Source organism: Aeromonas veronii, from assembly GCF_040215105.1.
Taxonomy (GTDB): Bacteria; Pseudomonadota; Gammaproteobacteria; order Enterobacterales; family Aeromonadaceae; genus Aeromonas; species Aeromonas veronii_G.
In genome coordinates, this window is record NZ_CP157875.1 from 2,657,600 (window position 1) to 2,681,184 (window position 23,585).

General features: G+C 62.6%; 21 protein-coding genes and 1 other RNA gene. 7 read left to right on the forward strand and 15 right to left on the reverse strand.

What is annotated here, in order from left to right; all coding sequences use genetic code 11:
- Positions 1 to 13: 13 nt before the first annotated feature.
- From yajC to queA, 3 genes are all read right to left on the reverse strand, one after another.
- Complete coding sequence (gene yajC / locus ABNP46_RS12285; protein WP_100858982.1) at positions 14 to 349, reverse strand: preprotein translocase subunit YajC; 336 nt, start codon at positions 347 to 349, stop codon at positions 14 to 16.
- A 51-nt stretch (positions 350 to 400) separates the two neighbouring features.
- Positions 401 to 1,537: a tRNA guanosine(34) transglycosylase Tgt gene (gene tgt, locus ABNP46_RS12290; protein WP_349918108.1), complete on the reverse strand. Its 1,137-nt coding sequence runs from the start codon at positions 1,535 to 1,537 to the stop codon at positions 401 to 403.
- Between the two features lie 120 nt (positions 1,538 to 1,657).
- Complete coding sequence (queA, locus tag ABNP46_RS12295; RefSeq protein WP_349918110.1) at positions 1,658 to 2,710, reverse strand: tRNA preQ1(34) S-adenosylmethionine ribosyltransferase-isomerase QueA; 1,053 nt, start codon at positions 2,708 to 2,710, stop codon at positions 1,658 to 1,660.
- Between the two features lie 339 nt (positions 2,711 to 3,049).
- On the opposite strand from queA, the gene ABNP46_RS12300 reads away from it, so the two are divergent.
- From ABNP46_RS12300 to ahpF, 3 genes are all read left to right on the forward strand, one after another.
- Positions 3,050 to 3,496: a CBS domain-containing protein gene (locus tag ABNP46_RS12300; RefSeq protein ID WP_349918112.1), complete on the forward strand. Its 447-nt coding sequence runs from the start codon at positions 3,050 to 3,052 to the stop codon at positions 3,494 to 3,496.
- Positions 3,497 to 4,119: 623 nt separating this feature from the next.
- On the forward strand, positions 4,120 to 4,686 hold the full coding sequence (ahpC, locus tag ABNP46_RS12305) for an alkyl hydroperoxide reductase subunit C (protein WP_349918113.1): 567 nt from the start codon (positions 4,120 to 4,122) through the stop codon (positions 4,684 to 4,686).
- 148 nt (positions 4,687 to 4,834) lie between these two features.
- Positions 4,835 to 6,421, forward strand: coding sequence for an alkyl hydroperoxide reductase subunit F (ahpF, locus tag ABNP46_RS12310; RefSeq protein WP_349918114.1), 1,587 nt, complete (start codon positions 4,835 to 4,837; stop codon positions 6,419 to 6,421).
- 87 nt (positions 6,422 to 6,508) lie between these two features.
- Here ahpF and ABNP46_RS12315 read toward each other — a convergent pair whose 3' ends face one another.
- The gene (locus ABNP46_RS12315; RefSeq protein ID WP_349918116.1) at positions 6,509 to 7,804 is read right to left on the reverse strand and encodes an MFS transporter; all 1,296 of its coding nucleotides are present in this window, start codon (positions 7,802 to 7,804) and stop codon (positions 6,509 to 6,511) included.
- A gap of 120 nt (positions 7,805 to 7,924) precedes the next feature.
- Here ABNP46_RS12315 and ABNP46_RS12320 point away from each other — a divergent pair, with 120 nt between their 5' ends.
- Positions 7,925 to 8,170 carry a hypothetical protein gene (locus ABNP46_RS12320; protein ID WP_349918118.1) on the forward strand — a complete coding sequence of 82 codons (246 nt, stop codon included), beginning with the start codon at positions 7,925 to 7,927 and terminating at the stop codon, positions 8,168 to 8,170.
- 135 nt (positions 8,171 to 8,305) lie between these two features.
- On the opposite strand, the gene ABNP46_RS12325 is transcribed toward ABNP46_RS12320, so the two are convergent.
- On the reverse strand, positions 8,306 to 9,055 hold the full coding sequence (locus ABNP46_RS12325; RefSeq protein ID WP_349918120.1) for a class I SAM-dependent methyltransferase: 750 nt from the start codon (positions 9,053 to 9,055) through the stop codon (positions 8,306 to 8,308).
- A gap of 312 nt (positions 9,056 to 9,367) precedes the next feature.
- Between ABNP46_RS12325 and ABNP46_RS12330 the strand changes: the two genes are divergently transcribed.
- Positions 9,368 to 9,850: a VOC family protein gene (locus ABNP46_RS12330; protein WP_349918121.1), complete on the forward strand. Its 483-nt coding sequence runs from the start codon at positions 9,368 to 9,370 to the stop codon at positions 9,848 to 9,850.
- Between the two features lie 285 nt (positions 9,851 to 10,135).
- Here ABNP46_RS12330 and ABNP46_RS12335 read toward each other — a convergent pair whose 3' ends face one another.
- The 7 genes from ABNP46_RS12335 to ABNP46_RS12365 form a co-directional block, all read right to left on the reverse strand.
- Positions 10,136 to 10,342 carry a hypothetical protein gene (locus tag ABNP46_RS12335; protein WP_349918123.1) on the reverse strand — a complete coding sequence of 69 codons (207 nt, stop codon included), beginning with the start codon at positions 10,340 to 10,342 and terminating at the stop codon, positions 10,136 to 10,138.
- Between the two features lie 145 nt (positions 10,343 to 10,487).
- Entirely contained in the window at positions 10,488 to 13,364 is a 2,877-nt protein-coding gene (gene gcvP / locus ABNP46_RS12340; RefSeq protein ID WP_349918125.1) for an aminomethyl-transferring glycine dehydrogenase, read from the reverse strand.
- A gap of 278 nt (positions 13,365 to 13,642) precedes the next feature.
- Positions 13,643 to 14,032 carry a glycine cleavage system protein GcvH gene (gcvH, locus tag ABNP46_RS12345; RefSeq protein ID WP_349918127.1) on the reverse strand — a complete coding sequence of 130 codons (390 nt, stop codon included), beginning with the start codon at positions 14,030 to 14,032 and terminating at the stop codon, positions 13,643 to 13,645.
- 81 nt (positions 14,033 to 14,113) lie between these two features.
- On the reverse strand, positions 14,114 to 15,211 hold the full coding sequence (gene gcvT / locus ABNP46_RS12350; RefSeq protein ID WP_349918129.1) for a glycine cleavage system aminomethyltransferase GcvT: 1,098 nt from the start codon (positions 15,209 to 15,211) through the stop codon (positions 14,114 to 14,116).
- Between the two features lie 401 nt (positions 15,212 to 15,612).
- Complete coding sequence (locus ABNP46_RS12355; RefSeq protein WP_349918131.1) at positions 15,613 to 16,845, reverse strand: FAD-dependent 2-octaprenylphenol hydroxylase; 1,233 nt, start codon at positions 16,843 to 16,845, stop codon at positions 15,613 to 15,615.
- An 84-nt stretch (positions 16,846 to 16,929) separates the two neighbouring features.
- Complete coding sequence (ubiH, locus tag ABNP46_RS12360; protein ID WP_349918132.1) at positions 16,930 to 18,150, reverse strand: 2-octaprenyl-6-methoxyphenyl hydroxylase; 1,221 nt, start codon at positions 18,148 to 18,150, stop codon at positions 16,930 to 16,932.
- Between the two features lie 196 nt (positions 18,151 to 18,346).
- Positions 18,347 to 18,916: a UPF0149 family protein gene (locus tag ABNP46_RS12365; protein WP_349918134.1), complete on the reverse strand. Its 570-nt coding sequence runs from the start codon at positions 18,914 to 18,916 to the stop codon at positions 18,347 to 18,349.
- 173 nt (positions 18,917 to 19,089) lie between these two features.
- Here ABNP46_RS12365 and zapA point away from each other — a divergent pair, with 173 nt between their 5' ends.
- Together zapA and ssrS are read left to right on the forward strand one after the other, a co-directional pair.
- The gene (zapA, locus tag ABNP46_RS12370; protein WP_349918136.1) at positions 19,090 to 19,422 is read left to right on the forward strand and encodes a cell division protein ZapA; all 333 of its coding nucleotides are present in this window, start codon (positions 19,090 to 19,092) and stop codon (positions 19,420 to 19,422) included.
- Between the two features lie 16 nt (positions 19,423 to 19,438).
- Positions 19,439 to 19,620, forward strand: a non-coding RNA gene (ssrS, locus tag ABNP46_RS12375) — 6S RNA.
- Positions 19,621 to 19,846: 226 nt separating this feature from the next.
- Here the strand turns inward: ssrS and emrD are convergent.
- The 3 genes from emrD to ABNP46_RS12390 all read right to left on the reverse strand — a co-directional run bounded on the left by emrD (position 19,847) and on the right by ABNP46_RS12390 (position 23,585).
- Positions 19,847 to 21,046 carry a multidrug efflux MFS transporter EmrD gene (emrD, locus tag ABNP46_RS12380; protein ID WP_349918137.1) on the reverse strand — a complete coding sequence of 400 codons (1,200 nt, stop codon included), beginning with the start codon at positions 21,044 to 21,046 and terminating at the stop codon, positions 19,847 to 19,849.
- 278 nt (positions 21,047 to 21,324) lie between these two features.
- Positions 21,325 to 22,752 carry an ABC transporter ATP-binding protein gene (locus tag ABNP46_RS12385; RefSeq protein WP_349918139.1) on the reverse strand — a complete coding sequence of 476 codons (1,428 nt, stop codon included), beginning with the start codon at positions 22,750 to 22,752 and terminating at the stop codon, positions 21,325 to 21,327.
- Positions 22,749 to 23,585, reverse strand: a complete 837-nt coding sequence (locus tag ABNP46_RS12390) for an ABC transporter permease (RefSeq protein ID WP_349918141.1) — start codon at positions 23,583 to 23,585, stop codon at positions 22,749 to 22,751. The genes ABNP46_RS12385 and ABNP46_RS12390 overlap by 4 nt, the downstream gene beginning before the upstream one ends.

Consider the following 23,585-nt stretch of genomic DNA (forward strand, 5'->3'; position numbering starts at 1 on the left):
GCTCCTCGGGAGATTAGAGGGACTGGATAGAGCCCTTGGGCAGAACGGCAGAGACGAAGTCACGCTTGATGGTGACCTGGGTCTGATCGTTCAGGGCCAGCACAATGTATTCGCTGTCGGCGGATACCTTGGCGATTTTACCGACCAGGCCACCGGAGGTGAGCACTTCGTCACCCTTGGCCAGGGAGCTCATCAGATCACGGTGAGTCTTGGCACGCTTGGCCTGGGGACGGTAGATCATGAAATAGAAGATAAGGCCGAAGACGGCCAGCATGATGATCATTTCCATGCCACCACCCTGTGCACCCGGAGCCGCGCCTTCTGCATATGCCTTGGAGATAATGCTCATTTAACAACCTCTTGTTTGATGTAGATTTGATGAATAGCTGATAACTCGTTGTTATTTAGCGTTGTTTTCAGCTAATGGAGGCACAGGCTTCCCTTGCCGACGGTAGAACTCAGTTACAAAGTCGTCTAATTTACCCTGCTCGATCGCGTCCCGCAAACCCTGCATCACCCGCTGGTAATAACGCAGGTTATGGATGGTATTCAGACGGGCGCCGAGGATCTCGTTGCACTTGTCCAGATGGTACAGATAGCTGCGGGTGTAGTTCTTGCAGGTGTAGCAATCGCACTCCGCATCCAGGGTGCTGGTGTCCTCGCGATACTTGGCATTGCGGATCTTGACCACCCCGTCCGTAGTGAACAGATGGCCGTTGCGGGCGTTGCGGGTCGGCATCACGCAGTCGAACATGTCGATGCCACGGCGCACCCCTTCCACCAGATCCTCCGGCTTGCCCACCCCCATCAGGTAGCGTGGCTTGTCCGCCGGGATCTTCGGGCAGACGTGATCGAGGATACGATGCATGTCTTCCTTGGGTTCACCCACCGCCAGACCGCCGACGGCATAGCCGTCAAAGCCAATCTCCAGCAGGCCGTCCAGGGAGACATCCCGCAGCGGCTCATAGACCGAGCCCTGGATGATGCCGAACAGGGCGTTCTTGTTGCCCAGGGCATCGAACTTGTCCCGGGAGCGTTTGGCCCAGCGCAGGGACATCTCCATGGACTTGCGCGCCTCTTCGTACGTGGCCGGATAGGGCGTGCACTCGTCGAAGATCATGACGATGTCGGAGCCCAGATCGTACTGGATCTCCATGGACTTTTCGGGGTCGAGGAAAATCTTCTCGCCGTTGATGGGATGACGGAAATGTACCCCTTCTTCGGTGATCTTGCGGATGTGGCCCAGACTGAACACCTGGAAGCCGCCTGAGTCGGTCAGGATGGGCCCCTGCCAGTTCATGAAATCGTGCAGATCCCCGTGGGCGCGCATCACCGCCTGCCCCGGCCGCAGCCAGAGGTGGAAGGTGTTGCCAAGCAGGATCTGGGCGCCGGTCTCACGGACCTCTTCCGGGGTCATCCCCTTGACGGTGCCATAGGTACCGACCGGCATGAAGGCCGGGGTCTGGACGGTGCCACGCTCGAATACCAGCTGGCCGCGGCGGGCGCGACCATCGGTGGTTTTCAGTTCAAATTTCATTGCTACCTCGATGCAGTCAGAGAAACAGTCCGACAGTTGAGGGCCCAGCGAGGGCCCGTATATAAGAAGCTGCGCGCGATCTTACTCAGCGATCTTGAACAGGTTCTGAAGGGCGAGGCATCAAGCCTCGTCCCGGCGACGGGTGACGAACATGGCGTCCCCGTAGCTGAAGAAGCGATATTGTCCGGCTACCGCCGCCTGATAGGCCGCCATCACGTGCTCATACCCGGCGAAGGCGCTGACCAGCATGATCAGGGTCGACTCCGGCAGGTGGAAGTTGGTGATCATGGCATCGACGACCTGGAACTGATAGCCCGGGAAGATGAAGATGTCGGTGTCGCTGAAAAATGGCGCCAGCGGCTTGCCCTGGGCCAGCGTCACCTTGGCGGCGCTCTCCAAGGATCGCACCGAGGTGGTGCCGACGGCGACGATGCGGCCACCGCGGGCGCGGGTTGCCGCGATCGCGTCCACCACGGCTTGTGGCACCTCGGCATACTCCGAGTGCATGTGGTGATCTTCAATCTTGTCCACCCGCACCGGTTGGAAGGTGCCTGCCCCTACGTGCAGGGTGACAAAGGCGAGCTCCACTCCCTTGGCCTTGATCCGCTCGAGCAAGGGCTCGTCAAAATGCAGGCCGGCAGTGGGAGCAGCTACGGCGCCCGGTTTCTCGTTGTAAACGGTCTGATAGCGTTCTTTATCGGCATCCTCGTCGGGGCGGTCGATATAGGGGGGCAACGGCATGTGACCGATGGCCTCCAGGATCTCCAGCACCGGGCGCGGGTCCAGGAAGTGGATCTCGAACAGGGCGTCGTGACGGGCACGCATCTCCGCTTCGACACCACCATCCAGAATGAGGCGAGTGCCCGGCTTGGGGGACTTGGAGGAGCGAACGTGAGCCAGCACGCTGTGCTCGTCCAGAATGCGCTCCACCAGCACCTCCAGCTTTCCGCCGCTGGCCTTCTGGCCAAACATGCGGGCCGGAATGACGCGAGTGTTGTTGAACACCAGCAGATCGCCGGGATTGAGTTGGTCCAGCACATCCACAAATTGACCGTGGCGCAGGGCGCCGCTTTGACCATCGAGCTGCAACAGACGGCTGGCGGTGCGCTGCGTCATGGGATAGCGGGCAATCAGCTCGTCTGGCAGATCAAAATGAAAATCGGATACTTGCATCTTTCACCTCGGGGGGAATCGGCGGCTAGTCTAGTTATCCCCTTACTTCAAGGCAACCCAAAAGACCAAAAACCCAAGGCAGACAAGGGATAGCGGGCGCTTTTGTGAGCACAAGGATCTTCTGGCATGTCATCACGCGCGCAGCGGCGTCGGCGTGCGCGCCAAACCAGGTTAGAGACAAGGCATCGGGCCACGAAGCCACGGCATCACACACAATGGACTGAGTCGCATCTGCCGCTCTTGGGAGTGAATGGTTGTTTAACGATCTGTATTGACCCTGATCAGGTTTTGACTGCGACGGCTGGGCTAGGGTGGGATCAGAGACACAAGGAGGCCACCATGATGACACTGTCTGAAATCATGACCGAACACCCCTTCACATTGGGTCCACAGAACAGCGTCAAGCAGGCGATGGACCTGATGCAGCAGGAGCGGATCCGCCACATTCCCATCGTCGACGAGTATCATCATCTGCTGGGACTGGTCACCCTCTCCGACATCCTCGCCACCCGTGAGTCCAAACTGCTGCTGATCAATCCGGAACGGGAGGCGGAGTTCACCGACAGCGTGCAGCTCGACGACATCATGACTCGCCAGGTGGCAACCGTGGATCCCCGCGCCGGTATCAAGGAGGCGGCACTTTATCTGCAACGCCACAAATATGGCTGCCTGCCGGTCATCAAGGGGCAGAGACTGGTGGGCATCGTCACCGAGTCTGATTTCATTGCGGTGGCCATCAATCTGCTGGAGTTGCTTGAAGAGCAGGAGCCTCAAGCGGATTCCTGATCACAAAATCTCGTAATAAAATTACATTAAAAGCGTTTTCAGTCGAAATAATCGACCGTAAAACTAAAAGCCTTTCATTTTGGATGGAAAATTACATCATAATCTTGCTTTGTGATCACCATCACACTATCATGTCTCTCATGCAATGTTTGCCGAGGGGAAGATGAGGATTGTGCACCCGTACTCTTCCCTTCATATGTCTGCAAGTTTGCACACCCCGTAGTAAGTCTTTGCTGTAAAGCATTTTATATATCGCCATTCCTTGTTTGATGACCCGGCCTCCTCATGCGATGACGCCGGGATTTTTTTGTCTCTCTTTCGCCCTCCCCGACGAACCTTCATCTTTCCCTGCTTTCATCCCATGGGTAAAACAAGATCCCATCCGGGACTTGAAAATGTGACCCGCAGGACAGAAATTGAACTTCGACAATGAGTTATCTGTGAAGTCCTGAGATATTCATGTTGAGTACAGTTGTGATGGGTTATCTAATAAATAGATTTATGTGATTCAAAATTGTGGCTTTGACCGATTAGCGAAAAGCCCTATGATGCCTCCATCGAAAGTTAAACGCCTCGACTGGCCTGGCCAGACAGGCATATGTACATCACCAAGGAGCAAATACATGTCTACCTATATCAACACTGAAATCAAGCCGTTCAACGCTACCGCTTACCACGAAGGCAAATTCGTTCAGGTGTCTGACGCTGATCTGAAAGGCAAGTGGTCCGTGGTGTTCTTCTACCCGGCTGACTTCACCTTCGTTTGCCCGACCGAGCTGGGCGACCTGGCAGACAACTACGCAGCATTCAAGAAGCTGGGCGTCGAGATCTACGCCGTCTCCACCGACACCCACTTCACTCACAAGGCCTGGCACGACACTTCTGACACCATCAAGAAGATCCAGTACCCGATGATCGGCGACCCCACCGGTGCCATCACCCGCAACTTCGGCGTGATGATCGAAGAAGCTGGTCTGGCTGACCGTGGTACCTTCGTTATCGACCCGAACGGCATCATCCAGATCGTCGAGATCAACGCCGGCGGCATCGGTCGTGACGCCCTGGAACTGCTGCGCAAAGTCAAAGCTGCCCAGTACGTTGCCGCTCACCCGGGTGAAGTTTGCCCGGCCAAGTGGAAAGAAGGCGAAGCCACTCTGGCCCCGTCCCTGGATCTGGTAGGCAAAATCTAAGCCTCCCCGCTCTAAAGACCGGCCCGTTCAAGGGCCGGTCTGTTTTCCGGCCCACTTCAAACGTGCCGGTCTGCTTTCTGGCCCAGTATTCTCCGTATTCTGTGCCCTCTCATAGTGCCGACCGCATTCAGCAAGAAGGAATTCGACCATGTTAGATACCAACCTCAAACAACAACTCAACGGTTACTTGCAGTACATCGTCAATCCCATCGAGATCAGCGTGTCTGGCAACGACAGCGACAAATCCGCCGAACTCCTGGCTTTGGCCACCGAGATCAGCGAGATGTCCCCCAAAATTTCCATGACTGATGGCACAGCCGCCCGCAAGCCTTCCATGAGCATCGCGCCCCAGGGTCAAGCCCCCCGCGTGCATTTTGCCGGCATCCCCATGGGTCATGAATTCACCTCCCTGGTACTCGCCCTGCTGCAAAGCGGCGGCCACCCCTCCAAGGCCGACCCGGCCGTGCTGGAGCAGGTCAAGAACCTGAAGGGCGAGTTCCACTTCGAGACCTATATCTCTCTGTCCTGCCACAACTGTCCGGACGTGGTACAGGCCCTGAACCTGATGGCGACCCTGAACCCCGGCATCACCCACACCATGATCGACGGCGCCCTGTTCCAGGATGAGGTTGCCGAGCGCCAGATCATGGCCGTGCCGAACGTCTATCTGAACGGTCAGCCGTTCAGCCAGGGTCGAATCTCCTTGGAAGAAGTGGTCGCCAAGCTCGACACCGGCGCCGCCGCGCGCAAGGCCGAAGAGCTCAATGAAAAAGCCCCCTACGACGTCCTGGTGGTCGGCGGTGGCCCGGCTGGCGCAGCCGCCGCTATCTATGCCGCCCGTAAAGGCATTCGTACCGCTATCGTTGCCGAGCGCTTCGGTGGTCAGGTGATGGACACCGTCGGCATCGAGAACTTCATCTCCGTGCCCTACACCGAAGGCCCCAAGCTGGCCGCCAGCCTGGAGCAGCACGTCAAGCAGTACGGCGTGGAAGTGATCACCGAGCAGCGCGCCGCCGCCATCAGCAAGGATGGCTACGTGAACGTGGATCTCGCCTCCGGCGCGACCTTGAAGAGCCGCGCCGTGATCCTGGCCACCGGTGCCCGCTGGCGCGACCTGAACGTGCCGGGTGAAGTGGAATACCGCACCAAGGGCGTGGCCTACTGCCCCCATTGCGACGGCCCCTTCTTCAAGGGCAAGCGGGTTGCGGTGATCGGTGGCGGTAACTCCGGCATCGAGGCGGCCATCGACTTGGCTGGCATCGTCGAGCACGTCACCGTGGTGGAGTTCGCCGATACCCTGCGTGCCGACGAGGTGCTGCAGAAGAAGGCCCGCTCCATGGGCAACATCGACATCATCATGAGCGCCCGTACCACCGAAGTGATCGGTGACGGCAGCAAGGTGGTCGGCATGGATTACGAAGACCGTACCACGGGTGAGATCAAGCACCTGGCGGTGGCTGGCATCTTCGTACAGATCGGTCTGGTGCCGAACACCGAGTTCCTGAAAGGGAGCGACGTAGCCCTGACCCGCTTTGGCGAGATAGAGATCGACACCAAGGGCGCCACCTCCCTGCCCGGCGTCTACGCCGCAGGGGACGCCACTACCGTGCCGTTCAAGCAGATCATCATCTCCATGGGTGCCGGTGCCACCGCAGCCCTGGGTGCGTTTGATTACCTCATTCGCAATGCAGCGCCAGAAGCGGCGGCTACCAAGGCCGATGCCGTAACCGCCTGATAGGCTCAGCGTCCGACAAAAAGCCGACTCCCTGGAGTCGGCTTTTTTCATGTCTCACGCTTGTTGTACCTCGGTGCGCTTGGCACCCTAACTGCGAGTTGGGGGCTCTTCATCCACGCCCTCATCCGGGGTGGCAAAGCTTGCGGGCACCGCCTCCCCCGCCAGATCCGTTCTCGGCTCCAGCTCCGGAGTCATGGGGGTGTTGGGGGGCACTGGAATGAACACTTGATGCTCGGCCAGAGGAATGGGCGCCCGCTGCCGCTTGCGCCAGCCGAGATAAGAGGCCAACAGGGCGCCACACAGGGCGAAATAGACAAAGAGCCCCTCTGGCCCAACGTGCATCATGACGAAGGGCGCAAGCAGGGGCCCTATCATGGCCCCCAGGCTGTAGGCGAGCAGCAACCCCTGGTTGGCTCCGAGCACCTGATCCGGGCGCAGTTCATCGCAGGCGTGGCTGAGGCTCAAGGGATAGATGGAGAAGGCCATGCCGCCGAGCAGGAACACCAGCCCCCCGGCCACGGGTTCACGCCAGCTCTGCGGTAACATCACCATCAACAGCGCCAGCACCACCAGCGCCACGCAGAGCAGTAAGATCACCAGCCGCCTGTCATAGCGATCCGAGATGCGACCGATGGGGTATTGCAGGCACATGCCCCCCAGGATCACCAGGGCCATCATGTCCGCCACCCGCGCCAGCGATGCACCGCTGTCGGTGAAATAGAGGGGCAGCAGACCGTAGATGGCGCCAAGCAGCAGCCCAGAGGTGAAACTGCTGCCCATGCCCGCCGGGGTAAGCCGCACCAGCTCCAGCACGCCGACCCGCTGGGGGGCCACCATGGCGGGGGTTGCCACCCGGGAGAGCGCGAGCGGCACCACCGACAGGGTGGCGGCCATGGCACACAGGGCAAAGGGCGTCAGCACCAGGGGATCCACCCACTTGAGCAGCAACTGGCCGAGCGCCAGGGAGCCGTAGAGCAGGATCATGTAGAGGGACATCAACCGCCCCCGATTGGCCGGGGTGCTGGAGACCAGCATCCAGGACTCCAGCACCACGAACAGGCCGCCGGTGGCAAAACCCCCGAGCAGGCGCAGCCCCGCCCAGGTGACGGGTTCCACCACCATGCCGTGCAGCAGGAACAGGAAACAGAGCAGGGAAGCATAGGCCGCATAGGCCCGGATATGCCCCACCCGGATGATGAGGCGGGCATTGACGAAGGCCCCGAGCACCAGGCCCCCAAAGTAGGCGGCAGAGACCAGACCGATGGCCTGGGCCGACACCTGCTCGGCCGAGAGTCGCACCGTCAGCAGGGTGTTGAACATGCCGTGACCCAGAATGAAGATCACCAGACTGGTCAGGGGGGACAACAATCTCGTGAGTGCCATAGCCGCTCCTTTCTCAGGGTTGAAGGGTCATGGTAGCCCCGCTCTCTTGCCCCCTTCAACCGGCTTGCCCCGTTTTTGAGAGGCTATCCTTAACGGGATCCCAACATGGAGGTCGTCAAGATGAGAGTCGTGTTGTTGTTGGCAGGCCTGCTCTTCGCTGGCAGTGCCCTCGCCTTTCACTGTCCGATGGACATGAAGAAGATCGATGATGCCCTGGCCACCGACCCCGTGCTCAGTGCCGAGCAACTGGCCGAGGTGAAGCAGCTCAGGGCCGAAGGTGAAGCCCTGCACAAGGCGGGCAAGCATCAGGAATCCGTCGATACCCTGGCCAAGGCCATCACCCTGCTCGGCCTGGACAAGGGGTAACGCCCAGCGGGCTCAAGCACCGCTTAAAAACAGACAGGCCCTCACCGATGAGGGCCTGTTTGTATCGGCGCCAGGCTCGCTGGCCGACCCGCGGCTCGCCCCTTTCGGGGCGTCCACCACGCGGCGTCTGCGTCCCTAGACCCGGCCGCTGTAGACCAGGGTCTGGTAGTTGAAGGCAATTTGCCCATCCTGCGCCCAGCGCTCGAACTCCCGCTGGATCAGGGCAGCCAGCTGTTCATAGGCCGGGGTCCCGATGGCGGGAGCATAGGACGAGGAGTTGAGCCGCCCCATGACCCCTGCCAGATCGAACAGCTGCCGGTTGGGGAAGCGTTCGAGGCGATATGCTCCCTCGAAGAAGGCTGCGAAGTCGGCGTCATCGAGATTGCGGTGATTGACCTCTTCGTAATCCCCGGAATAGGCCCGCAGCCCCGCCTCATACGCCTTGAGAAAATCGGTGTCGGTCAGCCTGTCGTTCCAGATGAGCGTTACCGAGCCACCGGGTTTGAGCACGCGCCGGCACTCCTGCTTGAAGGCGGCCCGATCAAACCAGTGAAACGCCTGGGCCACGGTGACGAGATCCAGCGTCCCCGCAGCAATGCCGGTCGCCTCGGCGCTGCCCCCCAGCCAATGGACATTGCCGACCCCCGCCAGCAGCCGCTCGGCCGCGCCCCGCATGTCGGGATTGGGTTCCACCGCCCACAGCGTCTTCACTCTGGGGGCGAGCAAGGCGGTCAAGATGCCGGTTCCGGCCCCGATGTCGGCCACGCTGGCATCCGGCCCCATGGCGAGATCGGTCGCCAGATAATCCAGCATGGCCGCCGGATAGCCGGGCCGATACTTCACATAGGCCTCGACTCGGGCCGAAAAACGCTGGGTACTGTCCATGCCAGACTCCTCTCTTGATTGTCACCCGCCCCTGTCGCAATGCGCCCGGGCCATCTATACCCACCATATCAATAGACGGGCGCCGGGTCAGGTTCCGATGACAGCCCGGCCCCGTCTGATGGCGAAATATTGCGTGCCCAGCGAGGGAACGGAACCTCGGCCAGCCAGGATGGCAGGGAGACATGCAACCGACCTGATGTGGCTCGCCAAGGTCGCGGCCCTGGGCGATGACATCGGCTCCGCGGTGTCCCCACAAAGGCCAGAGGCAGTCAAAAACACCACCAAGACACAGACTAACGAAGGAATCCAATCATGAAAGATGCCATAAACAGAATTTGTCTCTGGTACGATAACGATGCCGAAGAGGCCGCCCGGTTTTATGCCAGCCTCTTCCCCCACTCCGCCGTCGGGGCGCTGTTTTATGCCCCGGGCGACTTCCCCTCGGGCAAGCGGGGGGATCTGCTGACGGTCGAATTCACCGTGCTGGGGATCCCCTGCCTCGGGCTCAACGGCGGGCCTTGCTTCAAGCACAGCGAAGCCTTCTCGTTTCAGGTGACCACCCTGACCCAGGCCGAGACGGACAGCTACTGGCATGCCATCATCGACCACGGCGGCCAGGCGAGCGAATGTGGCTGGTGCAAGGACAAGTGGGGTCTCTCCTGGCAGATCACCCCCCTTGCCCTGACCCAGGCCCTGGCCGACCCCGATCCGGCCGTCGCCCGGCGCGTGTTCGAGGCCATGATGCAGATGGGCAAGATAGACATCGCCGCCATCGAAGCGGCGAGGCAGGGCTGAGCCCCTATCCCTGTTTCCCCACCCCCCCCAGAATGAGCAGGCCCTGTAAAGCAGGGCCTGCTCGCCCCTGACTGACCCTGTTCGAACTCGATGTTGCGTCTTGCCGATGTCCGGGGACAGGTTCACCGGCAGGGCACTGAAGAGACTCAGGCAAGCGGGCGCCACGCTGCTCAGGATCCACGAGGTGTGCCTTCATCTGGAGGCTTCTGATCCACAACCGGTGATCTCCCGCCAGCCCCGCACGGAGATGGCACAATCCGTCACATCATGTGACTATGGGGCATCTCACATGGCGATTTGCAAGGCAGCACAATGTTTTCGATCCGGAACCTTCTGATACTCGGCTTCGTATTTCTCACCAACGGCATCACCTTCATGGTGGTGGGTCTGACCACCCAGCTGGACATCTTCTGGACGCTGGGTCCCTCTTTCATGACCCTTGGCGTTGTCTTTTTGGCCATTTCCAGAACGAGCAGACGCGCTCGCAAACACGCCTCCCCTCTCCCGGAGGAATGACACGCCCCTCTGCACAGGCCGGATGCTCGGCATCTGTGCCGAGTGCGTCATCGATGCAAATAAAAAGGCCCTGCTGATGCAGGGCCTTGTCGTCATGTGCTGACCGTGATCGGACGAGGGATCAGTCCAGATAATCCTCGGTCGGGATGCAGGAGCAGAACAGGTTGCGATCCCCGTACACATCGTCGATGCGGTTGACGGCAGGCCACAGCTTGCTGGCGCGCACGGCGTCGGACGGGAATACCGCCTCAGCGCGGGTGTAGCCGCGAGCCCACTGCTCGTCCATCACGTCATCCTGGGTGTGGGGCGCATGCACCAGGGGGTTGTCGGTCAGGCTCCAGTGGCCGTCCTGCACCTTGGCAATCTCGGCGCGGATACGGGTCATGGCTTCGACGAAGCGATCCAGCTCGCGCTTGGATTCGGATTCGGTCGGCTCGACCATCAGGGTGCCCGCCACCGGGAAGCTCATGGTCGGTGCGTGGAAGCCGTAGTCCATCAGCCGCTTGGCCACGTCCATCTCGCTGATGCCGGAGGCTTCCTTGAGCGGACGAATGTCCAGGATGCACTCGTGGGCGACGCGGTTGTTGCGACCGGTGTAGAGCACGGGGAAGGATTCCCCCAGCTTCTTGGCCAGGTAGTTCGCGTTGAGGATGGCCACCTGAGTGGACTTCTTCAGACCCTCGTCACCCAGCATGGCGATATACATCCAGCTGATGGGCAAAATGCTGGCCGAACCGAACGGGGCCGCCGACACGGCGCCGTTGTCACGGCTCTCCTTGTCGGTCTTGACCACGGCGTGACCGGCCACGAACGGCGCCAGATGCTGCTTCACGCCGATGGGTCCCATGCCGGGACCGCCACCGCCATGGGGGATAGCGAAGGTCTTGTGCAGGTTGAGGTGAGAGACGTCCGCGCCGATGAAACCGGGCGCCGTCAGGCCCACTTGCGCGTTCATGTTGGCGCCGTCCAGGTACACCTGACCACCATACTGGTGCACGATGTCGCACACCTCCTTGATGGTCTCCTCGTACACCCCGTGGGTGGAGGGATAGGTCACCATCAGGCAGGAGAGCTGATCCCCCACCTCGGCGGCCTTGGCGCGCAGGTCGTCCAGATCCACGTTACCGAATTTGTCGCAGGCGGTGACGATGACCTTGAGGCCCGCCATCTGGGCAGACGCCGGGTTGGTGCCGTGGGCGGAGGCCGGGATCAGGCACACATCGCGATGCCCCTCGCCGCGGGACTCGTGGTACTTCTTAATGGCCAGGAGGCCCGCGTACTCACCCTGGGCGCCGGAGTTCGGCTGCATGCAGACGGCGTCGTAGCCGGTCACCTTCACCAGCCAATCTTCCAGATCCGCCAGCAGCAGCTGATAGCCCTGGGTCTGGGCCAGCGGCGCGAACGGGTGCAGCTTGCCAAACTCGGGCCAGGTCACCGGGATCATCTCGGCGGTGGCGTTGAGCTTCATGGTGCAGGAGCCGAGCGAGATCATGGCGTAGTTCAGGGCCAGGTCTTTCGCCTCGAGACGGTGGATGTAGCGCAACATCTCGGTCTCGGAGTGGTACTTGTTGAACACCTCGTGGGTCAGCACGGCATCGGTGCGCAGCAGATCCTGCGGGATGGCGTGGTGCGCCTGCGCCTTGGCATCCAGGGCGGCGACGTCGAGGCCATGACCCTGGCCGAGGAAGAGATCAAACAGCTCGGCCACGTCTTCGCGGGTGGTGGTCTCGGACAAGGAGATGCCTACGGCGCCGTCCAGATCCGCGCGCAGGTTGATACCAAGCCCTTCGGCCTTGGCAACCAGTCCGCTCTTGTCAGCAGTCAGCACGGTCAGGGTATCGAACCAGCTGTCGTGCTTGAGGGCCACGCCCTTGGCGGTCAGCCCCAGCGCCAGGATGGAGGTCAGGCGATGGACGCGGGAGGCGATGGTTTTCAGCCCCACCGGGCCGTGGTAGACGGCGTAGAAGCTCGCCATGTTGGCCAGCAGCACCTGGGCGGTACAGATGTTGGAGTTCGCCTTCTCGCGGCGAATGTGTTGCTCACGGGTCTGCATCGCCATGCGCAGGGCAGCCTTGCCGCGGGCATCCTTGGAGACGCCGATGATGCGGCCCGGCATGGAGCGCTTGTAGGCATCGCGGGTAGCGAAGAAGGCGGCGTGCGGGCCACCGTAACCCATGGGTACGCCAAAGCGCTGGGCAGAGCCGAACACCACGTCCGCCCCCAGTTCGCCGGGGGACTTGAGCAGCAGCAAGGAGAGCATGTCGGCGCCGACGCAGGCCAGACCCTTCTGGGCCTGGACGGCGGCGATCAGAGCACGCAGATCGGTGACGCTGCCGGTAGTGGTCGGGTACTGGAACATGGCACCGAACACCTCTTCGCTCACCGCCTCGGCAGCGGGGCCCACCTGGACATCGAAGCCAAAGTGCACCGCCCGCTCCTTGACCACGTCGATCACCTGAGGGTGCACGTCGTCGGCCACGAAGAAGAGGTTGGATTTGGATTTGGCCATGCGCTTGGCAAGGGCCATGGCCTCGGCGGCGGCAGTGGCCTCATCCAGCAGGGAGGCGCTGGCGAGATCCATCCCCGTGAGATCAAGGGTGAGCTGCTGGAAGTTCAGCAACGCCTCGAGACGGCCCTGGGCCAGCTCCGGCTGATAGGGGGTGTAGGCGGTGTACCAGCCCGGGTTTTCCAGCACGTTGCGCAAGATGACATGGGGCACGTGGGTGTCGTGATAACCCATGCCGATGTAGCTCTTGGCAATCTTGTTCTTCGCGGCGTAGCCCCTGAGCTTGACCAGGGCCTCCACCTCGGTCATGGGAGCACCGATGCCGAGCGGGCCCGGACGGCGAATGGCGGCGGGGACGGTCTGATCGATGAGATCGTCCAGGCTCTCGGCGCCCACCACGGCCAGCAGGGCGCGCAGCTCTTCCTCACCCGGGCCGATGTGGCGGCGGATGAAGTCGGTTTTTTGTTCGAGTTCAAACAGTGACTGGGTCATTTCCCTGATTTCCTGATCAATAGGTCCTGCTAAAGAAGCCCTGATAGATATTCTCGAGCCGGCGGCGCCGACTCCACTCATGTTCGGTGCACCGCCCAGCGGGCAGGCACGAGATGCGCAAGGGGCATCGACGGGGGTCGCGATTCTGGCGGCCTGCCCGTCTCATCCGGCTGGGACTCGCGGGCTGGCGCGGGCGACTTCACCCGGCCACCAGGGCAGCAGCTGCAACTGGCGGCCAAACAAAAAGGCCCTGCAAATCCTTGCAGGGCCCGGCATGCTTACTCTTCGTCCACCACGTTCTGGTAGCCGTCGGCGTCCAGCAGGTTGGCGAGCTCACTGGCGTCGCTCAGCTTGATGCGGAACAGCCAGCCAGCGTCGTAGGGATCGGAGTTGACCAGCTCGGGGCTGCCTTCCAGCTCTTCGTTGACGGCCAGGATCTCGCCGCTCACCGGGCTGTAGATATCGGAGGCGGCTTTCACCGACTCGGCCACGGCGCACTCCTCACCGGCGCTGACCTGCTTGCCTACTTCCGGCAGATCCACGAACACCATGTCCCCCAGCAGATCCTGGGCGTGCTCGGTAATACCGACCACGGCCTCACCGTTGGCTTCGACACGGATCCACTCGTGGGAGGTGGCATATTTCAGTTCGCTCGGGATATGGCTCATTTCTGCTTCCTTTATGATGTGCTTGGATCGCTTCAACAAAAGTAACGGGCGAAGGGGTAACGCCTTCACCGCAATCAAGAATTACACCAGCGGCTGGCCGTTGCGCACGAACGCTGGCTTGGTGACTTTCACGGTGACCAGCTTCTTGCGGATCTCGACCTGGGCCTCGGCACCGATGTCGCGGGGGACACGGGCCAGGGCGATGCTGTAACCCAGGGTCGGGGAGAAGGAGCCAGAGGTGATCACCCCTTCCCGGCTCTCGCCGCTCGCGCTGGTGAAGGTGACCGGCATGCCGGCACGCAGCACGCCCTTCTCTTCCATCACCAGACCGACCAGCTTGGGGCTAGTGCCGGCGGCTTTCTGGGCCTCCAGGGCGGCGCGGCCAATGAACTGGCGATCCGCCGGCTCCCAGGCCAGGGTCCAGGCCATGTTGGCGGCCAGTGGAGAGATGGATTCGTCCATGTCCTGACCGTAGAGGTTCATGCCCGCTTCCAGACGCAGGGTGTCCCGGGCACCGAGGCCGCAGGGAGCCACGCCGTTATCCAGCAGTGCCTGCCACAGATCGCACGCCTGCTCTTGCGGCACCACGATCTCGTAGCCCTCTTCGCCGGTGTAGCCGGTGGTGGCGATGAAGAGATCCCCGGCCTGCACGCCGAAGAAGGGCTTCATGCCTTCCACTGCGGCGTTTTGCTCAGGGCTGAACACCTTGGCTGCCTTGGCCTTGGCTTGCGGGCCCTGCACCGCGATCATCGCGAGTTCGGGACGTTCGGTGACGTTCACCCCGAAATCGGCGGCGTGATGGCGGATCCAGGCCAGATCCTTCTCGCGGGTGGCGGAGTTCACCACCAGGCGGTAGAAGGTATCGGTCAGGTAATAGGTGATGAGGTCATCGATGACGCCGCCATCCGGATTGAGCATGCCGCTGTAGAGGGCCTTGCCGGAGACGGTGAGCTTGGCCACGTCGTTGGCCAGCAGGTGTTGCAGGAAGGCTTTGACCCGTTCGCCGGTGAGGTCGACGATGGTCATGTGGGAGACATCGAACATGCCCGCATCGGTGCGCACCGCGTGGTGCTCTTCCAGCTGGGAACCGTAGTTGATGGGCATTTCCCAACCGTGGAAATCCACCATCTTGGCGCCCGCTTCCAGGTGCTTGGGATGCAGTACTGTAGTCTGGATCATCGCATTCTTTCCTTAGCAAAGAGCCCTAAAGCGTTGGCGACAACACCTGGCCTCTTCCTCGCTCCGGTACAGGAGAGAGACTGGCTCGCCAGGTCTGCGCTCGTTCTCGCCCTTGCAGGGCAAGAGTGATTCCGTGAACGGTGCGGATTATATGACAAGAGCAGAATGCCTCCGCTCAAAAAAAACTAATCCACACTCTTTAAACTGACACCAGACACTAAGGTAAAAACAGTGATAAAAACAGTATCAACCGGCTTTTTGCGAGATTAAATGTTGGTTTTTACCGTTTCGTCACAATTTACAGAAAAACGTTTCCGTCTACGCCAACATTAAAGGCTGGTGCTCCATGGGGGCATTCAGCCTCGTCAGATTAGTTTTATTGCGATAAAGCCTGGGTAATATTAGATTTTTTCACCCTTGGCCAGGGCCGGCAACTCTCCGTCCAGCCCCATGGCGGCCCGGATCATCCCCTGTTTGAGGGGCGTCAGGGTATCCACCATCCGCAGTCCGGCGCCCCGTACCAGCTTCTTCAGGGGGTGACCACCGCCAAACAGCCGCTTGAGCCCCTCCATCGCCGCCAGCATGCGGGCGGCCTCGCTCTTGCGCCAGCGCTCGTAACCGCGCAGGTTGGCGAGCAGGCCGATGTCGGCGCCGGCGCGCTGGCTCTTGAGCAGTTGCTCCGCCAGGGTCGCCGCATCCAGCAGTCCGAGGTTGACCCCCTGCCCTGCCAGCGGGTGTATGGTGTGGGCCGCATCCCCCACCAGCACCAGCCGCTCGCGGGCAAAGTCGCGAGCATAACGCGCCGTGAGCGGGATGGCGCCACGGGCCCCTTCCACCTTGCACAGCCCAAGCCGGCCGTCGAAGGCCGCCGTGAGCTGGCGATTGAACGATGCTTCGTCGCAGGCACAGAGGGCCTCGGCCCGGGCAGCGGGAATGGACCAGACGATGGAGCAGAGATCCGGCTGCCACAGGGGCAGGAAGGCGAGCGGACCATCCGGGGTGAAGATCTGGCGGGCCACCCCCTCGTGGGGTTCAATGGTGCGCACCGTCGCCACCAGGGCGTGGTGGCCGTAATCCCAGCTGGTGAGGGGAATGTCCGCCTGACGGCGCACCCAGGAGTGGGCGCCATCGGCCGCCACCACCAGCTTGGCCGAGAGGGCGCGGCCATCTTCCAGCAGCAGCACCGCCCCCGCCTCCCCCACTTGCAGGCTCTTGGCCCGCGCCGGGCTCAGCAGCTGGATATTGCCGGCGCCACCATTGCCATCAAGAATGGCATCGAGCAGCGCAAGCTGGATGACCCGGTTTTCGACGATGTGACCAAGGGCGGACTGGCGCAGGCTGGCGGCATCGAAATCGATGTGGCCGAAGCTGTCCTGCTCCCACACCGCCATCTTGTCGTAGGCCTGCAGGCGCCGACCCTCGATGCCATCCCAGGCCCCCACGGCCTGCAGGATCCGCTGGCTGGCAAGGCTCAGGGCACTGACCCTGTTGTCCGGCGCCTCCCCGAGCGTCGTCTCGGGCAGTTGCCCCTCGACGATGGCCACACTCAGGGCGCTGTTCTTGAGGGCGGCGGCGAGTCCGAGGCCCACCATGCCGCCCCCCACGATCACCACATCCACCGTCTGCATTTGCATCTTCTTGTTCCTTCTGACCGGCCGCCGTGGCCACCGGCATCATCAATCAATTAGCGGGGAGCCTGCTCGTTGGCAGCATTTCCCTCATCTCGTCGTCTGGCTGACGAACCCCAGAGTCTGGTTCGCCAGCGGCGCCTTGAGGCAGCCCAGGCGCCCCATCAGGGAGAGCGCCAGATTGCGGCCCGCCACCAGGGGGCCATGGCCGTTGGAGAAGAGCTGGGCCAAAGACGAAGTCAGCCAGATGGTATGGGCCTGATCGTCCCGGCGCTGGCGCCAATAGCTGTTCAAGACCTCGAAGCTGCCGATGTCCTCCCCGGCGGCCAGCGCCCTGGCCAGCGCCTGGGTGAGCAGGTCGAGGTCGCGCATGCCGAGGTTGAAACCCTGGCCGGCGATGGGGTGCAGCAGATGGGCGGCATTGCCCACCAGCACGGTACGCTGGGCCAGGGGATAGTCGGTGGCCGCCAGGGCCAGCGGGTAGACATGGCGAACCCCGGTTTGCAGGAAGCGCCCGAGCCGCCAGCCGAACGCCTGCTGCAACTGGGCGAGAAAAGCCTGCTCATCCAGGGCCATCAGGGCGTCTGCCTGATCCCGCTGCACGCTCCACACCAGGGAGGAGAGTCCCTCCTGCATGGGCAGCAAGGCCAGCGGCCCCCCCTCGGTGAAACGCTCGAACGCGCGGCCGGCCGGATCCTCGGCCGTCTTGACGGTGGCGATGATGGCGCTCTGGCCGTAGTCGTGGCGCGTCACCGGCAGCTTGAAGTGCTGGCGCACGGTGGAGTTGCCCCCATCGGCCGCCACCAGCAGCCGGGTCTGGTAGTACTCGCCGCTGGCAAGGCGCAGTCTGACCCCCTCCTCCAGCGGCTCGATGTCCGCCAGTTGGGCCGGGCAACAGACCCGGATGTGCGGGCACTGTGCCATCCCCTGTTGCAGAGTGATCCCGGCCGCGGACAGTTCGATCACCTGGCCAAGCGCTGGCAAGCCGTACTCCGCCGCGGTGAGGTGAGTCTGGCCGGCGTGGCCCTTGTCGGAGACATGGATATGGGTGATGGGGGCGCAGTGGGGGGCGAAGCGCGGCCAGATCCCGTGCCGGACAAGGGCCTCGCAGGTACCGGCCGACAGGGCGATGGCCCTGGCGTCGAAGCCGGGATGCGCATTGAGTTCGGGGGCGCTCGCCTCCAGCAGCAGGACTCGCAGGGGCTCGCCATCCGCGCCGCGCAGGGCCGCGAGGGAGAGTGCCAGCACGGCACCGCTCATACCGCCGCCGACGATAGCCACATCGACGTTAACCAGAGAGGATTGAGACATGAGATGAGGAAGAAAGCTGAAAACGTGGAGCAATGCTACCACAAAGCCCGGGGGCAGGATGCGACGGCGCGGGCAAAAAGCGCAGCGGCGACCGGCGTTTAAGCAAGCGTCCTGCCGGAACCTGCGCATCGCCATAGGCAATGGCGCAAAAAAACGGAGCGCCACAGGGGCGCTCCGTTCAACGATTGGCGAGGGGTCAGTGCAGGGTCGGCGGCGTGCTCGGGGTCTGCGGGCGCTTGCCAAACTCCTCGAACGCCATCATGACGCCGAGGCGCACGTGCTCGTAGAGCACCAGGAAGGAGGCTTCGTTCTCCTCGTCCTCTTGATCGAACTCGGCGCTCACCTGGGTGATGCTGGCGATGTCCTGGATCATCTCCTGCAGCTCTTCCGAAGCCCGGGAGAGCTCCTGCTGCACCACACCGAAACCGGCGAGGAAGGCCTGGGACCAGTCCACCAGCGAATCGATGCGCTCATCGAGGGGAGCCTCATCGCTTGGCAGCAGCAGCTCGACGCCCTTCTGGGCCATCAGGCTCTCGATGACGCCCTGATAGAGATCGGTCATCACCTGGCGCACCGGGGCCGGCAGACCGAAACCGTCGTTGACCAGATCGTTGAAGGGCGGCAGCCAGCTCTTGTCGTCCAGCACCACGCCACCGCAGATCAGACCACAGATGACGCCATGGGCCTCGACAGCCGTCGCCATCAGCTCGTGCTGCTCCATCAGGTCGGCCACGGCCGCGTATTTCAGGGGGGTTGTTTTGCTCATCTAAGATCCGCTCAAAGTTCAGGCAAATATGCGAAATTTATGGTCAGGATCCTAGCATTCTCCCCCTTCCAGAGCCAGCAAGGCCTTGAAACTTCTGCATCTGCGCTATATAGTCCCGCCCAGTTGTCCACGTGGATAAAGGCGGAGAAAAGCCCCGCCGTATTGAGGAAGGCATGAGCATAGAGGCCGTAGAAATCGTCATTCTGGGACGTCCCTACAAAGTATCCTGTCCCCTGGGACAACAGGACGCCCTGCGCCAGGCCGCCGACCAGTTGTCGGACAAGCTCATCGACTTGCGTCAGCGTTCCAAGGTCTCCAGCAACGAACAGCTGGCGGTGATGGCGGCGCTCAACTTCTGTCATGAGCTTTGCCTTGAAAAAGAGAAAAACCACCAATACTCTGAGACCATGGACAAGCGGATCAAGATGCTGCAACGCACCATAGAAGCAGCCCTGATCGAGCACGGACAATATGGCGAGTCCAATGAAGAGGGCCTGCAGCCCTAATCGCCACCCGTTTTAAAATTCCCTGGAGTGTTTGTCAGCCGGTTCAAGTCCCCGAGCCGATATTCATACCAAACAGGGGATCTGCCTTCTGGCTATTGCGCATGCTCGGCTCGACCGAGAAGCCTGCGGTCAGACTCGATCCCCGCCTTGAACCGACGGTTCAAGGGCCCAAACCGGCAACGGCATTCCGGGGTGCCAACTCAAAATGCCCGTCAGTATCTGACGGGCATTTTCTTTGCCTGATTTCTGCCTGCATGGCAATGTCCACCACTATCCCACCAAAAACCAGCCACCCATGACTGCCATATTGCCTTAAGGCAGCGTTTTACTCTGCTTCACTCTGCCCCCATTCCCGCCGTTCCACGGGGTCGGCGCATAAAAAAGCCCGCCGGTTGAGGGGCGGGCTTGGGGATTCAAGCGGCTGTCACACGGCCATCTGCTCGTGGGGTGAGCCATGATGGCGCAACCAGAGGAAGCTCAAGGCCACGATCAGCACCATCACCGTCATGATGGCCCCCAGGGTCAGCTGACCCTGCATGGGGAAGCTGGCCGCCAGCAGGGTGACGATACCCGCCCCCAGGTTCTGCATGCCGCCGAGGATGGCACCGGCCGTCCCCGCCTGACCCGGGAAGGGCTCGATGGCGCAGGAGGTCGCGGTCGGATAGAGAATGCCGCTGCCGATGAAGTAGACGGCCGCACCGCCCACCAGGGAGGCTGCACTCACCAGCCCGAACAGACCCGGCAACAGGATGATGAGCGACCCCAGCCCCAGGAAGGCGATGCCAAGGCGCATCAGCTTGCCCTGGCTCAGGCGATAGCTCAGGCGAGCCGAGAGCCAGGCGCCGAACAGGTAGCCGGGCAGCGGCAGCACAAACAGCACGCTGACGGTGCGGGCGCTCAGTTTGAGCACATCGCCGAGCAGCACCCCGGCCGCCGCCTCGAACACCGCCAGCCCCGCGAAGGTCGCCATCAGGCAGAGCAGGTTGCCCTGGAAGCGCGGATTGCCGAGCACGTGGCGATAGGCGGCACTGACCCGCAGCGGCTGCTGGCGGGCAGCCTCGGGCAGGGTCTCGGCGAACCAGAGCAGCAGCGCCAATGTGGTCAAGGCACCGAAGCCGAACAGGAACCAGTAACCGGCGCGCCAGTTGAACAGTTCGGTCAGCCAGCCCCCCAGCACCGGCGCCAGCAGCGGGGAGAAGATCACCCCCATGCTCACCAGGCTGTTGGCCCGGTTGAGTTCGGCGCCGCTGTAGCGATCCCGCATCACGGTACGGCTCATGGCGCCGCCCGCCCCCGTGCCCAGCCCCTGGATGAAGCTGCCGGCCAGCAGGGCCGCGAAGTGCGGGATCAGCTGGATGGTCAGGGTACCCACCAGGAACACCATCATGCCGATGATCAACACCGGGCGGCGACCGATGCGATCGGAGAGCGGCCCGTAGACAAACTGGGAGAGGCCGTAGGGGATGAGGTAGCAAGCCATCACCGCCTGCAGCTGGCCGGAGGCCACGTGGAAGTCCCCCGCCATCATGGGAATGGAGGGGACATACAGGGTCTGGGTCATCTGACCCACGGCGACCATCAATATGGTCAGGAAAAACAGGGGATAGAAGCTGTGCCGATTCATAGCTGTTGTCCGCAAATCATCAAAATGCTGCCACGCCCCTGGCAGAGGGCTGCAAGGGGATCCAAACAAGGTCACTGAGGGTAAACACACAAGGCGGAGGACCCGCACCTGCCAGGAGCAGGACGCTCTGCTGGCAGCGGTAATATTAGTGATTCATGTCACAAAAAACGAACGAATCTTTATAATCTTCTTTCCCTAGTTTTTCTAATGTGACGGGGCTCATGGCCCCGTCGATGCTGAAAATCAGCGGGTTATCTGTGCCTCTTCCGGGTCGCCGCTCATCCACAGGCCGCCAGAGCGGGCCGGGCGGATGCGGCTGGCTGGGCCCCCTGGCCGAGGCGCAGGCAACGCTCCCCCATCTTGATGGCCAGATCCTCGTCGTGGGTCACCAGCAAGAGGGCGCAGCCTATCTCGCCGAGGGCCCCGTCGAGGCAGGCCATGGTCTGCTGCTGGCTGAGGGGATCCAGCCTCGAGGTCGGTTCGTCGGCAAACAGCAGCACGGGGCGCAGCAACAGGGCCCGGATGAGGGAGAGCCGCTGCAGCTCGCCGCCGGAGACCTGACTCGGCAACCGCGCGAGCAGCCGGGGGCTGAGCCCGAGCTGTTCCAGATAGGCGTCCAGCACGGCGCCGGAGAGGCGGTGGCGCCGCAGCAGATCCTCGAACAGGGTGCCAAGGCTCACCCGGCTGGCGAAGGCCTGCACCGGATCCTGATAGAGCTTCTGCCAGCGATGGGCCTCAATCCCTTCCCGGCGCCGTACCCGCCCGGCCCGCGGCCGTTGCAACCCGAGCAGCAGATTGCCGAGGGTGCTCTTGCCGACGCCACTCGGCGCCATGATGGCCAGTCGTTCCCCCTCGGCTATCTGCACGTCGAGCCCCTCGAACAGGGTGTGCTCCCCGTACCCCATGCCGAGCCCCTCCCCCTTGAGCAGCCACTCCCCCTTGGCCGGGAAGCGGGGCACGGGCCAGGCCGCTGGTTCCGCCGCCAGCAGCTGGCGGGTATAGGGGTGGAGGGGGTGGTGCAACACCCGCTCGGCAGGCCCCTGCTCCACCACTTCCCCGCCCCGGATCACCAGCACCCAGCCCCCCAGGGCCCTGGCCAGGGCGAGATCATGGGTGATGGTCAACAGGTGGCGGGACTCGGCGAGGTAGCCCTGCAGCCGTTGCTGCAAGTGAGCACGGGCCTGGCTGTCGAGCCCCTTGCTGGGTTCATCGGCGATGAGCAGGCGCGCCTGCCCCAGGGTGGCGGCGGCAAAGGCCGCTCGCTGGGCCATGCCGCCGGAGATCTGGTGCGGGAAGTGGCGCTCGCGCCCATCGAGCCCCAGCCCTGACAAGGCGGCCCTGGCCCGCACTCTGGCCTCCTGCCGCCCACCGAGCCACCCCTCCTCCACCTGGCGCAGCAGCCCCATGGTAGGATCCAGCGCCAGCACCGGCTCCTGGGGCAGCATGGCGAGCTCCCGTCCCCAGAGGGCGCGTAGCCGCTCCGGCGCCCCCAGGCTGTAGTGCCGCCCCGCCAGCGACAGCTGCCCCTGGGCGCCGAGCGGTTCGGGCAGGGTGCCCATCAGGGCATGGGCCAGCAGGGACTTGCCGGAGCCGCTCTCCCCGATCAGGGTCAAGGCCTGCCCCGGCGAGAGCTGCAAGTCAAGCTCCTGCAACAGCACCCGGTGACCATCGTCGACCTTGAGACCTTCGATATGTATGACGCTCATGACGCTACTCCTGCATTCACTGGCTGCATTGACCCCAACGGGGATGGCTCACTCTCTTGGCGCTTCGCGCCCTGCGTGAGCAACACCAGGGACAGCAACATCAATCCCATCACGGCGATGGGGGCCAGCAGCAGGCGGGGCGCCTCCTGATAATGGGGCAGTGCCTCCGTCATCATCAGCCCGAGTTCGGGCGTGGGGGGTTGAATGCCCACCCCGACGAAGCCCAGGGTTGAGAGGGTCAGGATGGCCCCGGCGAGGCCGAAGGCCATCATGGTGAGCAGTTGGGGAGCCAGTTCGGGCCAGAGGTGGCGACGGATCACATAGCCATTGCCGAAGCCAAGCAGACGGGAAGCCTCCACCTGGGGAGAGGCCAGCAGGGTGCGACTACGGGCCCGCACCACCCGGTAGTACTCCACCCACTGGGCCATGGCCAGACCGAAATAGAGGATGGCAAAACCGCCCTGGGCCATGGCGGAGAAGAGCAGCACCAGCAGCAGGCTGGGCAGGGCCAGCACGCCGTCAGCCAGACTGCGCAACAGGCCGTCCAGCCAGCCACCGCGCCAGACGCTGAGCCAACCGAGCAGGCAGCCGAGCAAGGCGGCAGTGAGCACGCACAGCAACCCCAGAGTGAGGGAGAGGCGGGTGGCCGCAGCCAGCCGCGCCATCAGGCTGCGCCCCATCTGATCCTGCCCCAAAGGCTCTTGCCAGGAGGGACCGGCCAGGAAGCGGGAGAGATCCTGCGCCGCCGGATCGGCCCAGACGAGGGGCGCCAGCAGGGCAAACAGCACCATCAGCAACAGCAGGAGCAGGCCTGCCTTGAATGAAGAGGACAT

Bases quoted from the DNA above. Each gene is read 5' to 3' on its own strand.
- ABNP46_RS12320 (WP_349918118.1), top strand. From the start codon at position 7,925: ATGAGAGTCGTGTTGTTGTTGGCAGGCCTGCTCTTCGCTGGCAGTGCC.
- tgt (WP_349918108.1), bottom strand. From the start codon at position 1,537: ATGAAATTTGAACTGAAAACCACCGATGGTCGCGCCCGCCGCGGCCAG.
- ABNP46_RS12315 (WP_349918116.1), bottom strand. From the start codon at position 7,804: ATGGCACTCACGAGATTGTTGTCCCCCCTGACCAGTCTGGTGATCTTC.
- ahpC (WP_349918113.1), top strand. From the start codon at position 4,120: ATGTCTACCTATATCAACACTGAAATCAAGCCGTTCAACGCTACCGCT.
- ABNP46_RS12300 (WP_349918112.1), top strand. From the start codon at position 3,050: ATGATGACACTGTCTGAAATCATGACCGAACACCCCTTCACATTGGGT.
- ABNP46_RS12330 (WP_349918121.1), top strand. From the start codon at position 9,368: ATGAAAGATGCCATAAACAGAATTTGTCTCTGGTACGATAACGATGCC.
- ABNP46_RS12385 (WP_349918139.1), bottom strand. From the start codon at position 22,752: ATGAGCGTCATACATATCGAAGGTCTCAAGGTCGACGATGGTCACCGG.
- ABNP46_RS12390 (WP_349918141.1), bottom strand. From the start codon at position 23,585: ATGTCCTCTTCATTCAAGGCAGGCCTGCTCCTGCTGTTGCTGATGGTG.
- gcvT (WP_349918129.1), bottom strand. From the start codon at position 15,211: ATGATCCAGACTACAGTACTGCATCCCAAGCACCTGGAAGCGGGCGCC.
- yajC (WP_100858982.1), bottom strand. From the start codon at position 349: ATGAGCATTATCTCCAAGGCATATGCAGAAGGCGCGGCTCCGGGTGCA.
- emrD (WP_349918137.1), bottom strand. From the start codon at position 21,046: ATGAATCGGCACAGCTTCTATCCCCTGTTTTTCCTGACCATATTGATG.
- ubiH (WP_349918132.1), bottom strand. From the start codon at position 18,150: ATGTCTCAATCCTCTCTGGTTAACGTCGATGTGGCTATCGTCGGCGGC.
- ABNP46_RS12325 (WP_349918120.1), bottom strand. From the start codon at position 9,055: ATGGACAGTACCCAGCGTTTTTCGGCCCGAGTCGAGGCCTATGTGAAG.
- queA (WP_349918110.1), bottom strand. From the start codon at position 2,710: ATGCAAGTATCCGATTTTCATTTTGATCTGCCAGACGAGCTGATTGCC.
- gcvP (WP_349918125.1), bottom strand. From the start codon at position 13,364: ATGACCCAGTCACTGTTTGAACTCGAACAAAAAACCGACTTCATCCGC.
- ABNP46_RS12365 (WP_349918134.1), bottom strand. From the start codon at position 18,916: ATGAGCAAAACAACCCCCCTGAAATACGCGGCCGTGGCCGACCTGATG.
- ahpF (WP_349918114.1), top strand. From the start codon at position 4,835: ATGTTAGATACCAACCTCAAACAACAACTCAACGGTTACTTGCAGTAC.
- ABNP46_RS12355 (WP_349918131.1), bottom strand. From the start codon at position 16,845: ATGCAAATGCAGACGGTGGATGTGGTGATCGTGGGGGGCGGCATGGTG.
- gcvH (WP_349918127.1), bottom strand. From the start codon at position 14,032: ATGAGCCATATCCCGAGCGAACTGAAATATGCCACCTCCCACGAGTGG.
- zapA (WP_349918136.1), top strand. From the start codon at position 19,090: ATGAGCATAGAGGCCGTAGAAATCGTCATTCTGGGACGTCCCTACAAA.